We start from the raw sequence: 14,226 nt of genomic DNA, 5'->3' as shown, positions 1-14,226 counted from the left end.
ATCGGACTCACTCACTTTTTGGGCAGTGTTTTTTTCTGAGCCATTTTCTCAAACCAACCTTCAATCTGCACAAAGAATACCGGCACCAAAGCAACTGCTAAGCAAGTAGATGCAATCATTCCACTAAAAACCGTAATACCGATCGATACACGAGCTGCAGCGCCTGCACCAGTAGAGGTCAATAGTGGAACTACCCCCAGGATGAAGGCAATAGAGGTCATCACAATCGGCCTGAACCGCTCATGTGAAGCTTTCAGAGCAGAGTCAACCAGACTCATGCCAGCCCTCTTAGACTCAAGTGCAACCTCCACAATCAGAATGGCATTCTTGGATGACAGCGCAATCATTAAGACCAAACCAATTTGAACGTAAATATTATTGGCCATTCCAGTCAAAAATAAGGCAATCACAATCCCTGATAAAGAGAGTGGTACTGCAGTAATGACAGCAAGGGGCGAGACCCATGATTCGTACTGTGCAGCCAGCACCAAGTACACCAGCAAGATAGATAAAGCGAATACCAAAACCACTGTATTACCAACTAACTTCTCTTGATAAGACATTGCTGTCCACTGATAGCTCATGCCCGCTGGTAATGCAGTCTTTACTAAACCCTCCAAGGCGGCAATAACTTGACCGGAGCTATAGCCACTTTTCGATCCACCTAAAATTGCTGCAGTAGGATAAAGCTGATACTGAGAGGCAATTTGAGGTCCAGTAGTTTCCTCAATATCAATGAATGATCCTAGTGGAACCATATCCCCCACTTTATTTTTTACATAGAGGCGCGCAATCTTGTCAGCACTATTGCGGAACTGACCATCTGCCTGGACATAGACTTGATAGGTCTGACCATATTTAAAGAATTGATTTACATATGAAGATCCCAAGTAGGATTGAAGCACATCATATGCATCCCCAATAGCCACTCCAAGTGTTTCTGCGCGTGCAGTATTAAAAGTCAACTGCAGTTGCGGAACGTCATCCCGAAACGGAGTAAAGATTTGTTCAATCTCAGGCAGTTCTCGGGCTTTCTTTAAGAAATTTTGGGTGGCAGCGCTAAGTTTTTTGAAGTCATTGCTACCATCAGTCAAAATCAATTGCATCTGAAAGCCGCCCGACAAGCCAAGACCCGGAATGGCTGGTGGCAAAATAACGAGTGATTTAACCTCTTGAACCTGCTTCAGGGCTTGATTCATATTCAGATAAATATTCTTCAAGTCCTCACCCTTGCCACGCTTATCCCAACTTTTCATAATGACGTAAAGCGTTCCAGAGTTCGACTGTGAGCTATTGTTATTTAAGGCATTTACCCCGCCAATTGAGACCACTTGATCGACACCAGGCACAGCCTTGATCACATCCACCACTTTTTTCATGCCGACCTCAGTGCGCTCTAAAGAGGAGGCATCAGGCAATTGGGTGGCTACGACTAAATACCCTTGATCTTCGTTGGGAATAAAGCCGGTTGGCACCAAAGCTAAACCGATGATCGATACCAAAATCAATACCGCACCACAACTGGCCGCAATAAAACGATGCGCCATTAAGTACTCCATCATGTGACCGTACCAGGATGACAACTTCTCAAAATAAAAATCAAACTTGAGATACAGGGCATTTTTCTTGGCATGAGGATCAAGCGGCTTTAGATACGATGCGGCCTGCGTTGGCTTTAGTGTGATCGCATTAATACCACTAATCAGAGCTGTAGCTGCTATGACCAAAGCAAATTGACGATACATTTGACCGGTAATACCTGCAATAAACGATGCAGGCAAAAACACCGCCATTAAGACCAGAGTGATACCAATGATTGGGCCCATCAATTCAGTCATGGCATCGATAGCACCCTCCCTTGGGTCCTCGCCATGCTCAACCTTCTTCGAGACCGCTTCAACAACCACAATTGCATCGTCCACCACAATACCAATACACAGCACAATCGCAAACAGGGTTAATAAATTAATCGAGAAACCCATTGCAGCCATAGCAGCAAAAGCGCCAATAATAGTGACTGGTACGGTAGTTGCGGGAACCAGAGTAGCGCGCCAATTTTGCAGGAAAACCATGATGACAAGCAAAACTAAAATGCCAGCTTCAAACAGAGTGCGATAGACCTCATGGATAGAGGCACTGACAAATAAAGTGGTGTCAAATGGAATATCCCAATGAAGCTCTTTAGGGAAAGTTTTGGAGATCTTCTCCATCTCGGCACGAACAGCATTCGCAGTTTGAATCGCATTAGCACCAGGTGTTTGGTATATCGCTATACCACCAGCAGGCTTATCATCAATCTTAAAGAACTGGCTGTAATTTTGACTACCCATTTCAATGCGCGCAACATCACTTAGACGCGTAATTTCTCCCTGAGAATTTGCCTTCAAAATAATGCGGCCAAATTCTTCTGGGTTATCTAATGCGCTGGTGACATTCAGAGTGAGCTGAAAGTCCTGACCTTTTGGAACCGGGGGAGCGCCAACCTGACCGGCAGATAGTAAAACGTTCTGGCGATTGATGGCAGTCATGACATCACTAGGGGTAAGACCGCGCATTTGCATTTGCGCTGGATCTAACCAGATACGCATGCTGTAATTACCAACTCCAAAGACATTTGCAGCAGCAACACCGGGAAGGCGTGCTAAACGATTTTGCATTTGCAAATTAGCAAAGTTACTTAAGAACAATGCATCATGTTCGGGATTGCTTGAGGTTAATGTCACAAACTGCAAAATGGCAGTCGATTGAGTTTTAGTAGTGACCCCCTGCTTTTGCACGGCTGAAGGGAGTGAAGGCACCGCAATGGCGACTCGGTTTTGCACGTTTACCTGAGCGAGGTCAGGGTCAGTACCCACCTCAAATGTCACCGTCAAAGTGTAGCGACCGTCATTGGTCGAGTCGGACTGCATATACAGCATGCCGGGTACACCATTGACTTGATTTTCAATATTGCTAGCTACCAACTGCTGCACCAGTGCTGCACTGGCACCTGGATAAGAAGTAGTTACCTGAATGGTGGGCGGCGTCATGGCTGGGTATTGAGAAATCGGCAAGCCCAGAATAGATACTGCGCCGATGAGCATGGTGATCAAAGCGATCACATTCGCCAATACAGGTCTTTCGATAAAAAACTTAGATAGCATGACTTACTGACCGGCCAATGGTTCTAGGGTAATTTCTTTTGGATCGGCTACTTGGCCTTCACTTAAGTTAATAAACCCATTGATGACTATAACTTGATTGGGATCCAACCCCTTAGTGACTTCGACCAATTGATTAAATTTTTGACCCAAAGTGATATTTTGGCGAGTAGCTTTTTTCTGAGCATCCAAAACATACACATAATTGCCCTGCTGATCGGACAACACCGCCAAATAAGGAATCAGAATGGCTGGATGTGAATCACCGGACTGCACTAGAACCCGCGCATACAAGCCAGGAATCAAACTCAAATCCTCATTTGGCATTTCAGCTCGCAATTGTAGGGAGCCTGTATCTGTCGAGACTAAATTGGCGCTGTAGTCCAAAATACCTTTATGGGGATAGCCCTTTTCGCCCTGTAACTGAGCATAGACTGGCAATGTATTCACCAAAGTTTTATGCTCAAGATCAACGGGATGGGTTGATTTAAATGTTAATAAATCACGCTCGTTTATTGAGAAGTAAACATAAATAGGTCTAATTTTTTGAATGGTGGCTAACTTCACGCCCTGTGGGTCACTACCAAGATAACTACCCACATCAATTAAATGACGCCCCATCAAGCCGTCAAACGGCGCCCTCACCTCCGTATAACCTAAATTAATCTTCGCGAGCTTTAAGTTGGCCTCAGCCTGCAGCAGAGAAGATAGAGCCTTATCAACTGAAGCTTGAGAGGTAGCATTTTCTTTTAGCAAATGCTTTTGACGGGCATGCTCAATCTTGGCCTCCTCATAAACCGCTTGATTCAACTTGACTTGCTGCTGGTATTGGTCCTGTTCGATGACAAAAAGCAAATCATCTTTTTTAACCATACCCCCATCTTGGAACAAGATCTTAGTGAGGTAGCCTGGGACGCGCGCATCTAAATTCACGGTCAGCAAAGGAGAAACCGTGCCATCAAATAGCTGATAGGCATACACGGCTTGGCTTAAGGGCTTGGCTACCGTCACCGCAACACCTGTCTCCACGGTCTTTTTCCCGCACGCAGTCATCAGCATTAGCGCAGTGCAGACTAAGAGAACTTGAAGAGTGTGTTGCGTATTTTTTAAATTGAGATTAGTCATTTCATTTACCTGATGTTGCCGATGAATCTGGGGTGCCAGTAAGCACTTTTCCAATCCTCACATTCGTAGGATCGCCGGTTTGAGTGAGCACGCTTCCCCAATCCGTCCTCTCCTCCATCTCGCTGACCATTTGTTTGGGCAATTGCGGCACCTTCATATCGGCAGCCCATCCACCGCCCAGGGATTTAAAGGCACCTACATAGCCCAACAGCTGGTTGGTTTGCATCTGAACGCTGGAGTTTTGGACGCGCAATAGAGATTGCTGTGCACTAATGACAGTGCTGTAGTCATTTTGACCTGCTTTGTAGCGCTCGAGCGCTAACTCAGCAGCACTTTTGGCCGCTACCACTGATTTTTTCAAATCCTCAACGGAACTCTTTGAAGTTGAAATCGTAATGAGCGATTCTTCAACCTCTTTTTGCGCCATCAATACTTGATTTTGATATGCCAATACGCTTTGCTGGAAAACGGCATCCTGCACTCTTATTTGATCAATGATCGCGCCACGATAAAAGAGTGGAAAGACTAAGCCTCCAGTTAGCCCAGAAGAGGTGTTGCCCCAAGAAAACATCGGACCCTGATTAACACTGCCGTAGTTTGAAGTTGCAAAACCAAATATGCCGCCCAAAGTAAAACTAGGAAAGAGTGCCGCCTTATTGACACCAATGAGAGCAGACTGGGCAGCAGCAGCATATTCTGCCTGCAAGACGTCTGGACGGCGGCGCAAAAGGTCTCTCGGGATGCCCACGCCAAGCTCAGGGGGCGGTTTTAAAGCGCCCTTGGTGGCGCCAAAGTGTTTGGCATAGTAATCAGGCGGCTCACCCAATAAAACACTTAATGCATATTCCGACTTTCTAAGGGAAGCAATCAGGGGTGGAATCTCAGACTTAGTCTGTTCATATTGAGAGGTGGCCTGACTCAAGTCCAGCATGGAGGTGGCGCCATAATTAAAACGCGCATTGGCAATCCGCAAGCTCTCAGCCTGGAGCGCCAGATTGGTCTTGGCTACCTCAATGAGTGCCTCGTTATTACGCACGTTGATATAGGCATTTGCAACATCTGCGCTGATGGATACATCAGAGGCATAGTAAGCAGCCACAGCCGATAAATAGCTCGACAGATTACTCTCTACACCACGACGCAATTTACCCCAGAAATCAATTTCCCAATTAGCCTGTACTACTACGTTTTTGGTAATTAGGTTGTTAGAGTTATTGGTGATCTCTTGAAAAACACTATTTCGGTATTGAGCAGATGAAGCGCTGAGTTCCACTGTTGGCAAGACCGATGCATCACTCACGCCTAACTGCGCTTGCATTTGGAAAACACGCAATGCAGCTTGTTGCAGGGTCAAATTTTGACCGGATGCCTTTTCAAGCAATTTGGTCAAAGTGGGGTCATCAAAACTAGCCCACCATTGTGCGGGATTTAAATAGGCATTCTGTGATTCAGGGATAGCCGCTGTAAATTCAGAACTGGTAGGCTTGTTATAAGTAGTTTCAACCTTACTTGCAGGACGAGCAAAATCGGGGCCAACCATCATGCATGATGTCGCAAACAAAGTGGAGCCCATTCCAACCAATATGAGCTTTAAAGGCTGAAACAATTGCTTCATAAATAGACGACAGTTTTCCGATGATTGATATGACACATTCTGCATTACTTTTGGGCTATGAACGGCTTTTTTCAGTACTTACATTCACGATACCATGAATGGATAAACAGGCGAATCCATCCCGCATCCTTTCTGGGGTGCTCCTATTGAGCCCTATGAGCCAAGCCCCTGTGGCATCATAAGCGTATGACCAGCGAGCTCTACAAGTCCCTCACTAGCAAGCGCCCTAGCATTCGAGAAAGGCTCGATCACGGAAAATCGATACGTAAGCTAGCAAATCGATCTTCGCTGGCCGAATTTACCATCAAAGCCAAGCGCCAAACTCCCATAGATATTCTGCTTGAACAGGCAAAAACCCGCATTCCTGAATATGTCCCAATACGCCATGCTCGGATGGCGGCAAATCCATTTGCGTTTTTTCGTGGAGGTGCCGGCATTATGGCTACGGATTTGGCAACGACTCCAAGCCCCCCTATTACCGTGCAACTGTGTGGCGATATGCATGTTAGTAATTTTGGATTCTTTTCCACAACAGAGCGCCAACTGGTATTTGGCATTAACGACTTTGATGAAACCCTACCCGGTCACTTTGATTGGGATTTAAAACGTCTGATAGCCAGTGCAATGATTGCATCACAAATGCTTGGCCAAGACCAGGCATACGGAGAAATGATTGTTCGCAATATCTCCAGCACTTACCGACGCTATATGAATGAGTATGCCCATACCCCTTTCATCGATTTGGCGCGCGCCTATCTTGATGAAGGCAGGCTATCAAAGCATGCTGCTTACACCATACCTGCCGTTCAAAAGATGCTCTCCAAATTAGTCAACAAGGCAAAAAGTAATACTAATTGGGGGGTCGTTGGCAAATTAACCGAAAAAACACCCTTGGGTGTTCGCTTAATTAATCAGCCGCCGTTAATTGAGCATCCTAAAATTTCCATCCATGGCCATAAGATCACAGAGCTAAATGATGCGGGGTTTAATTCCTATGCGCAGTCTCTCTCAGCAGACCGCAAACAGCTTTTGATGCGCTACAAATTAGTTGATTGGGCTCGCAAGGTTGTTGGGGTTGGCAGCGTTGGCACAGCCTGCTGGGTTTTATATATGGAGGGGACTTCTGAAAATGACCCTCTTTTTCTGCAAAGCAAGCAAGCGCAACCATCGGTTCTTGCGCCCTTTTTTCCAGAGCACACCTACTCCTCTCAAGGTGAAAGAGTGGTACTCGGTCAACGACTAATCCAGGGTGCGCCTGATGCTTTCTTGGGGTTTGGCCAAACAAGGGAAATGGATTTTTACATTCGACAGTTACGGGATATGAAGGGTGGTATTTCCATTAGCGCAGATGATATTGGTGTCGATGAATTCCCCCCCTTTGCGAAACTATTCGGCTGGGCTTTAGCCAATGCACATGCTCGTTCAGGAGATCCTGCCGTGCTAGCTGGATATTGTGGCCGAGGTGAAGCCTTAGATGATGCGCTTGTTGCTTTTTCAATTGCATATAGCAAACAAAATGCTGCCGATTACGACACCTTTTTGCATGCAATCAAGACGGGCAAAATTACCTGCGCCAAAGACAATAACTAAGATCAAATAAAAAGGTGTCAGCACATGTACTTGATTAATCTGCTCTACGTCAACAATACGAATATCCCCGCATGGGTCATGTGCCTCATCGCAGTATGCATATCAGTATCGTTTTGCCTCATAGGATTATTTGTCTTTAAAAAATTGCTGACACATTCATTTAATAAAGCAAATAATGATTGCATCAGTCTTTCTTTAGGAACGGTAGGATTATTTAGTTCGGTGTTAATTTCCTTAATCGTTATTAACACGTGGAACTCTTATAATGACACCGACACGATCGTCAATGCCGAGGCGCGCAAGGTAGAGGATTTTTATCACCTATCACAAGGCATGCCCGAGCCGATTAAATCTCAATTAGCTAGTGATATTAGTGAGTATATCGAGGTTGTTACTAAAGAGGAATGGCCGGCAATGGTTGCAAATGAAGCCATTCCAGATAAAGCTAGATTGATTATTATCCGCAGTAGAGAGCGTTTGCTCCACTATAAAACGAATGATCTTGTAATAGCCAACACAGAATCAAAGCTACTAGACAGAATTAGTGAGCTCTTTGATGCTCGGCGTGATCGCACCCTCGCAACTAAAAATCACGTACCACCTGTTATTTGGGCAGTCATGTTCCTGTCTGGATTTTTAACGATTGCTGTAAGCTACCTTTACACTGCAGAGAGTTTTGCAATGCATCTGGTATCAACTGGATTCATCTCTGCATCCCTGGCAGCAACTCTATTTCTTATTGTGATCTTTGGACACCCCTTCCAGGGAAGATTAAGAATTGAGCCTACTGAAATGATTAATTTTGCAAGTCAAAATCTTCCACATGCAATCGATTTTACGACCCAAGGCGTCACCAACAAACCGAATAAATAGTGAAAAGGTAACGATGAGTAAGAAAAAGGTTGTGGATTTCTATTTCAGCTTTGTATCCCTCTATACCTATATTGGTTATGAAGCATTTCAAGATCTAGCACAACGCCTAGATTTAGAGGTAAATTACAAACCGATTGATCTGCATGCGATCTTTACAGCCAGCGGGGGACTGCCCGTTAGCAAAAGACCGCCGCAAAGACAATCCTATCGCTTGGTTGAAATGCAGCGCTGGGCATTGATCAGAAATATTCCCCTGGTATTAAAACCAAAATATCATCCTTGTAGCGCTGAGATTGGACATCGCATGCTATTGGCTGCAATAGCCAATCAACAAGATATCAAAGATTTTGTTGGTAATGCATTAAAAGTACTCTGGGTTGATGATCTCAATCTCGCAGATCCCGATGTCATGATTGCAGTAGCAAATCGCTCCGGATTGGATGGGCCAGCACTATATGAGCAAAATAAGGCAGAGTCCATTACAGAAAAGCTGAATGCCCTTACGCAAGAGGGTCTTGAAAAACAGGTCTTCGGCACACCCTTCTTCATTTATGAAGGCGAGCCTTTTTGGGGGCAGGATCGTCTTGAAATGCTTGAGGACTTAATTGCCTCTGGACGACAGCCAATACCCAGCCCCATCATTACCTAGTCACTGGCCAACAGACTCAACTACCATTGACTTGGATTGGCGCGCCTCCAAGCGCGCGCCAGATATTGATAATCCGCTTTAAATGCCAACTCTGGAGATTGATCAATTAGAGCCCCAGCTTCCATATGCATCAGATTTTTGGAAAATGGTTGAGCAACGCTATTTTCATCGCGCTTCATGATGTAATCTGGGTTTAATTCAGAAGTGTGACTCAAGCCCGCAGCCATCAGAATTTCAGAAAGGGCATGGAGTGTATTTTGATGGTAGTGATAAACACGCTGACCCTTATCAATTGGATCAAGGGCTTTTTGCCTTAACTGGTTTTGTGTTGCTACCCCAGTAGGGCACATGTCTGTATTGCAGGTACGCGATTGAATGCAGCCAATCGCAAACATGAAGCCACGTGCTGAGTTACACCAATCGGCGCCGATCGAACACACCCTCACAATATCAAACGCGGAAATAATTTTTCCAGCAGCGCCAATTCGAATAATGTCCCGCAGGTTGGCGCCAAGTAAAGTGGCGTGGATTAATCTTAAGCTATCCCGCATGGGCATACCAATATGATCTATGAACTCCACTGGAGCTGCTCCAGTACCCCCCTCACTACCATCCACCACAATAAAATCTGGAGTCAATTTGGTTTCGATCATCGCCTTTAATATGGCGAACCAATCCTCTGGTTTTCCCACGCACATCTTGAAGCCCACTGGCTTACCATTAGACTTCTCTCTTAATGTAGCTATGAATTGAAGCATTTCGACTGGGCTATTGAATGCTGTATGGCGACTGGGAGAAATGCAATCGACCCCCATTGGCACTCCGCGTGTTTGCGCAATTTCTGGAGTAATCTTAGCGGCCGGTAAAATACCACCATGCCCAGGTTTTGCACCTTGAGATAACTTAATCTCGATCATTTTGATTTGCGGATCAGAAGCCACGTGGATAAACTTATTCATATCAAAGTGCCCGTCTTCGGTTCTACAGCCAAAATAGCCAGAACCAATCTCCCAAATGAGATCACCATCATGCACTTTGTGATATTCGGATACTGATCCCTCACCAGTATCCTGAGCAAACCCACCCAACTTTGCACCTTTATTTAATGCCAGAATGGCATTGGCCGACAAAGAACCAAAGCTCATGGCTGAGATATTAAATACCGAAATTGAATAAGGTTGAGAACAGGTCTCGCTACCGATGCTGACACGCAAGTCATTCGGCTTAATCACCACCTGTGATGGGGAATTCGAATAACTCAACCATTCATAACCATTGCAATACACATTTTCAATGGTTCCGAATGGTCTTTGATCGGATAAATTTTTGGAGCGTTGATAAACCAAGGCGCGCTGGTTTCGAGAAAAAGGTAATTTTTCACTATCCGACTCGAGAAAATATTGGCGTATTTCTGGACGAATGAACTCAAGCCAAAAACGCAAGTGCCCAATGATTGGATAGTTTCGCAAAATTGCATGCTTTTTTTGTAATTGATCTATTACCCCCACTACACTGAGGGCAAAGAAAATACATAAAGGAATTAAAGTATTTTTAGAAGCCCCCTCCAAAACAAGGAGAACTCCAAAATAGAGGCTCATGGCAATCGATAATTGCCAAACAAAGTAACGAGTCATAATTTTCCTGTGATTATTCAGTCACCTTACAAAAAGAATGTGACAGTTAGTCACATTTAGGCATACTTTTGTCAGAATAACGACGTTTGTAAGCATTAAAATAGCCTATGGCGGAATGGCAATGCATAAGATTGCAAATCTTAATACCCTGGTTCGATTCTAGGTTTCCGCCTCCAATTCACTGGCCTTAGTTATGCTTGGTCATTGCGGTAAGTGCCTTGATATTCTCGCTCTTCTAACTGCTCTAATTCTAGTGCGCGCTCGAGCACAGCCAAATCTTCCTCAGATAGATTTTTTCCTGAATATTGGGGTTGATCCTGTTTTGAACTATCTTCCATCATTGTCCATGCAAAAAATTAATGAAATTGACCCAAACTCTGAATCAAGTCAGCGAGTTTGACTAGTGTTTGAAATGCTTGCGAATGATTCACCTCCACATCCTCCCAATTAAACTCCATAGAAAAATGAGCTGACTCAATAATTAATTCATAGCTAGAATCAGCTTTATTGAGTGTTTTATCGGCTGGATTTAACATGACTGGCGCCGCAATCAACTCAATTGCCTCAATCAACTGCTGTGCCTGATCGTCTGTAAGTTCTTTGGCGTGCAATACATCATCCGTTCGCTTGACAGTGATTTTTGAAATTTCGTCAATCGTGACCTCGTACTGATTAAGACCCAACTCAACCCATGCAGTCAGCTCTATCGCTATTGGATATGTTTTCATTTAAGTCACCCTATCTAGATCTCACCCTAATATCAATCTACACCTACTAGGGGTGATTGCATAGACTTTAGTCCTAAATAAGGCATTTATGTGGCAATGCAGCAGCACTTCTGATCAATGGATTGAAGGCTAGCTAGATTAAAATCACTAATACATTAATAAGGTGAAAACATGACCAATCAAGCTGAATACGTACCACCTCAAGTTTGGACTTGGGAGCAGCCTAATGGCGGCAAGTTTGCAAATATCAATCGCCCGACTGCTGGCTCGCGGGAGCAAAAATTACTGCCAGTGGGTCGTCACCCATTACAACTCTATTCTATGGGCACACCAAATGGCGTCAAAGTCACCATCATGCTCGAAGAATTACTTGCTCTAGGTCACACTGGCGCAGAATACGATGCCTGGTTAATTAAGATTAGTGACGGCGACCAATTTGGTTCGGATTTTGTGAACATTAATCCAAACTCAAAAATACCTGCACTACTAGATCACAGCGTCTCTCCCCCACTCCGTGTATTTGAATCTGGCTCTATCTTGCTTTATCTCGCCGAAAAATTTGATGCTTTTCTTCCCAAAGATCTTGCTGGAAGAACCGAAACCATGAATTGGCTTTTCTGGCAAATGGGAAGTGCCCCTTATTTGGGTGGAGGCTTTGGTCATTTTTATGCGTATGCGCCATACAAAATGGAATACCCCATCGATCGTTTTGCAATGGAAGCCAAACGACAACTGGATGTACTAGACCAACGCCTTGCACAAAGCACCTATCTTGCTGGCCCAGATTACACCATCGCTGATATTGCAGTATTCCCCTGGTATGGAGCCTTGGTGAAGGGCTTCTTATATGGAGCCGCAGAATTTTTAAGCGTACATGATTACAAAAACGTCTTACGTTGGGCTGATGCCATTCTTGAGCGCCCAGCTGTCAAGCGCGGTCGAATTGTGAATCGAACCTGGGGTGAGTCATCAGAGCAATTACTTGAGCGACATGATTCAAGCGACTTTGAGGGTAAGTCCCTCTAAAGCAAAATGCCAACCCCCGGGATGGCATTTTTAATTACAGATATTACTCAATGATCTATCTGCCGCCGCTAACGTCTATACAGGCACCCGTAACGTAAGAAGCTTTATCAGACAGAACCCAGAGTACTGCATTTGCAACTTCCTCTGCAGTACCAACTCGTCCAATCGGAATCATTGGGCCAGCTTCTTTAACGCGATCTGGCTCGCCACCACTCGCATGAATCTCAGTATCGATTATTCCAGGTGATATTGCATTGACTCGAATACCCTCACTGGCAACTTCTTTTGCCAATCCTGTTGTCAAAGTATCAATAGCTGCCTTAGATGCAGCATAGTCAACATACTGCCCCGGAGAACCCAAACGAGATGCAATCGAAGAAATATTCACAATAACGCCGCCATGACCACCTGATTGAGTTGACATCCGCAAGACGGCTTCACGTGAACACAAGAAGCTACCAAATACATTGGTGGCAAAGATCTTTTGCAGTCGATCTAAATGCATTTCTGAAACGCGCGCTTTTTGATCCACAATGCCAGCGTTATTTACAAGGGCTGTAATAGTGCCTAAATGTTGATCTACCTCCTTAAACATCTTCACTACATCTTCCTCATTGCTCACATCTGCTTGGATCGCGAATGCTAGACCACCTTGCTGTTGAATGGATTGAGCCAGAGCATGAGCTTCATTTGCAGCATGCAGATAATTAATTGCAACCGCATAGCCTGCTTTAGCTGCAAGCCGAACAATGGCTGCACCAATGCCTCTAGCACCGCCTGTTACAAGCAATATTGGTTTACGTTCCCGAGACATATACATTCCTCATATGGCATTAGTCTAAGTAGGTTGGATGTTTTTGCATCACCGCTCTAAATAACTCAGATTCAATCAACGAATTTAACCATCTCTTAACAAAAGGAATTGGCAATCGTTCAAACTCCTGTGGATTAACCATGGAAAACTGTCTAATAAATGGAAAAATGGCTACATCTACATAAGTAAGCCCTTCCCCCATTAAATAAGAATGAGATTGCAGCACCATTTCCATGGGTAGAAGCATCAAATCCATAGCCTCCCCCAACACTTCTGCTTGATTGAGTTCGGGGTATCTATTGGGATATTTATATTGGTCTAACAGCTTTTTAAATGGTCCGTCGTTTTTCTCAATCCAGGCATTTGCGCTGTTCGGATCAACCAAGCCCCAAGCATCTCGATCTGAATGCTGCAACGCCCATCGCATGATATCCATGCTTTGATCCAACACTGCCCCGTCAACACACAATACTGGAACCGTGCCCTTGGGAGACGCAAGCAACATTGATCGGGGTTTATTTCGTAATGTAATCTCACGATGCTCCACCTCAATGCCAGCGTAGTGCAGGGCCATACGGGCACGCATTGCATATGGACAACGTACTAAATGCAAGAACTTTTTCCAGCGATAGGCAAAGCCATACCGTAACTGCAATTTGCAGTTAAAAAAATCAAACTTACTACTTGTCTATACCCAAACGGTCACTTCCACAAATAAATCAGGGGTCCCGATTAACCATAATTAACACAAGATCCGCCACTTCACGTTTTGGTCTTTACCCTACTTAAAACAATCTGAGGTCCCAGTGGAAGGTCCAAACATTATCTACGAGGTCCTTGCGGCCTCTACGGCCCTACAGAGAGGGATCGATCCACTGGGTAAAGCTTTTTCATAGTAACCTTGATACATCTGTTTTGACTTCACTAATCCATACACTACACGCGCCATCTTCGCTGCCACCGCAGTCCTTGCTTTACGTTGTAAATCCTTATCCTGCGGTGCGCCTTTAATATAGCGGCTATATTTTTGCT

General features: G+C 44.7%; 12 protein-coding genes and 1 pseudogene. 4 read left to right on the top strand and 9 right to left on the bottom strand.

Features of this window, described 5'->3' with window-relative positions; genetic code table 11:
- Positions 1–11 precede the first annotated feature (11 nt).
- The 3 genes from BOQ04_RS02445 to BOQ04_RS02435 are packed head-to-tail and all read right to left on the bottom strand — an operon-like array spanning position 12 to position 5,880.
- A complete protein-coding gene (locus BOQ04_RS02445) occupies positions 12–3,143 on the bottom strand; it encodes an efflux RND transporter permease subunit (protein WP_076023203.1) in 3,132 nt (1,043 codons plus the stop codon).
- Positions 3,144–3,146: 3 nt separating this feature from the next.
- The gene (locus tag BOQ04_RS02440) at positions 3,147–4,265 is read right to left on the bottom strand and encodes an efflux RND transporter periplasmic adaptor subunit (protein ID WP_076023202.1); all 1,119 of its coding nucleotides are present in this window, start codon (positions 4,263–4,265) and stop codon (positions 3,147–3,149) included.
- A 1-nt stretch (position 4,266) separates the two neighbouring features.
- Positions 4,267–5,880: an efflux transporter outer membrane subunit gene (locus tag BOQ04_RS02435; protein ID WP_158025473.1), complete on the bottom strand. Its 1,614-nt coding sequence runs from the start codon at positions 5,878–5,880 to the stop codon at positions 4,267–4,269.
- 186 nt (positions 5,881–6,066) lie between these two features.
- On the opposite strand from BOQ04_RS02435, the gene BOQ04_RS02430 reads away from it, so the two are divergent.
- From BOQ04_RS02430 to BOQ04_RS02420, 3 genes are read left to right on the top strand one after another with little or no spacing between them, the layout of a single operon-like run.
- On the top strand, positions 6,067–7,470 hold the full coding sequence (locus BOQ04_RS02430) for a DUF2252 domain-containing protein (RefSeq protein ID WP_076023200.1): 1,404 nt from the start codon (positions 6,067–6,069) through the stop codon (positions 7,468–7,470).
- A gap of 24 nt (positions 7,471–7,494) precedes the next feature.
- On the top strand, positions 7,495–8,343 hold the full coding sequence (locus BOQ04_RS02425) for a bestrophin-like domain (protein WP_083657490.1): 849 nt from the start codon (positions 7,495–7,497) through the stop codon (positions 8,341–8,343).
- A gap of 13 nt (positions 8,344–8,356) precedes the next feature.
- A complete protein-coding gene (locus BOQ04_RS02420; protein WP_076023198.1) occupies positions 8,357–8,992 on the top strand; it encodes a 2-hydroxychromene-2-carboxylate isomerase in 636 nt (211 codons plus the stop codon).
- Between the two features lie 20 nt (positions 8,993–9,012).
- Here the strand turns inward: BOQ04_RS02420 and BOQ04_RS02415 are convergent, their stop codons facing one another.
- The 3 genes from BOQ04_RS02415 to BOQ04_RS02405 form a co-directional block, all read right to left on the bottom strand.
- Positions 9,013–10,626 carry an FMN-binding glutamate synthase family protein gene (locus BOQ04_RS02415; RefSeq protein WP_076023197.1) on the bottom strand — a complete coding sequence of 538 codons (1,614 nt, stop codon included), beginning with the start codon at positions 10,624–10,626 and terminating at the stop codon, positions 9,013–9,015.
- Positions 10,627–10,817: 191 nt separating this feature from the next.
- Entirely contained in the window at positions 10,818–10,964 is a 147-nt protein-coding gene (locus BOQ04_RS10695) for a hypothetical protein (protein WP_158025472.1), read from the bottom strand.
- Between the two features lie 18 nt (positions 10,965–10,982).
- On the bottom strand, positions 10,983–11,354 hold the full coding sequence (locus tag BOQ04_RS02405; protein ID WP_076023196.1) for a hypothetical protein: 372 nt from the start codon (positions 11,352–11,354) through the stop codon (positions 10,983–10,985).
- Positions 11,355–11,525: 171 nt separating this feature from the next.
- Between BOQ04_RS02405 and yghU the strand changes: the two genes are divergently transcribed.
- A complete protein-coding gene (gene yghU, locus BOQ04_RS02400) occupies positions 11,526–12,380 on the top strand; it encodes a glutathione-dependent disulfide-bond oxidoreductase (RefSeq protein ID WP_076023195.1) in 855 nt (284 codons plus the stop codon).
- Positions 12,381–12,435: 55 nt separating this feature from the next.
- On the opposite strand, the gene BOQ04_RS02395 is transcribed toward yghU, so the two are convergent.
- From BOQ04_RS02395 to BOQ04_RS02385, 3 genes and pseudogenes are all read right to left on the bottom strand, one after another.
- Positions 12,436–13,194 (bottom strand): SDR family oxidoreductase, encoded by a 759-nt coding sequence (locus tag BOQ04_RS02395; protein WP_076023194.1) that lies wholly within the window; start codon positions 13,192–13,194, stop codon positions 12,436–12,438.
- A gap of 19 nt (positions 13,195–13,213) precedes the next feature.
- Positions 13,214–13,807 carry a glutathione S-transferase gene (locus BOQ04_RS02390; protein ID WP_233126610.1) on the bottom strand — a complete coding sequence of 198 codons (594 nt, stop codon included), beginning with the start codon at positions 13,805–13,807 and terminating at the stop codon, positions 13,214–13,216.
- Positions 13,808–14,020: 213 nt separating this feature from the next.
- A pseudogene (locus tag BOQ04_RS02385) lies at positions 14,021–14,226 on the bottom strand (IS110 family transposase); the annotation flags it as partial.

This window comes from Polynucleobacter sphagniphilus (assembly GCF_001953355.1).
GTDB lineage: Bacteria > Pseudomonadota > Gammaproteobacteria > Burkholderiales > Burkholderiaceae > Polynucleobacter > Polynucleobacter sphagniphilus.
This window is presented reverse-complemented; position numbering and strand designations above follow the sequence as displayed.

Coding starts and splice junctions, on each gene's coding strand:
- BOQ04_RS02445 (WP_076023203.1), bottom strand. CDS start 3,143: ATGCTATCTAAGTTTTTTATCGAAAGACCTGTATTGGCGAATGTGATC.
- BOQ04_RS02440 (WP_076023202.1), bottom strand. CDS start 4,265: ATGACTAATCTCAATTTAAAAAATACGCAACACACTCTTCAAGTTCTC.
- BOQ04_RS02435 (WP_158025473.1), bottom strand. CDS start 5,880: ATGAAGCAATTGTTTCAGCCTTTAAAGCTCATATTGGTTGGAATGGGC.
- BOQ04_RS02430 (WP_076023200.1), top strand. CDS start 6,067: ATGACCAGCGAGCTCTACAAGTCCCTCACTAGCAAGCGCCCTAGCATT.
- BOQ04_RS02425 (WP_083657490.1), top strand. CDS start 7,495: ATGTACTTGATTAATCTGCTCTACGTCAACAATACGAATATCCCCGCA.
- BOQ04_RS02420 (WP_076023198.1), top strand. CDS start 8,357: ATGAGTAAGAAAAAGGTTGTGGATTTCTATTTCAGCTTTGTATCCCTC.
- BOQ04_RS02415 (WP_076023197.1), bottom strand. CDS start 10,626: ATGACTCGTTACTTTGTTTGGCAATTATCGATTGCCATGAGCCTCTAT.
- BOQ04_RS10695 (WP_158025472.1), bottom strand. CDS start 10,964: ATGGAAGATAGTTCAAAACAGGATCAACCCCAATATTCAGGAAAAAAT.
- BOQ04_RS02405 (WP_076023196.1), bottom strand. CDS start 11,354: ATGAAAACATATCCAATAGCGATAGAGCTGACTGCATGGGTTGAGTTG.
- yghU (WP_076023195.1), top strand. CDS start 11,526: ATGACCAATCAAGCTGAATACGTACCACCTCAAGTTTGGACTTGGGAG.
- BOQ04_RS02395 (WP_076023194.1), bottom strand. CDS start 13,194: ATGTCTCGGGAACGTAAACCAATATTGCTTGTAACAGGCGGTGCTAGA.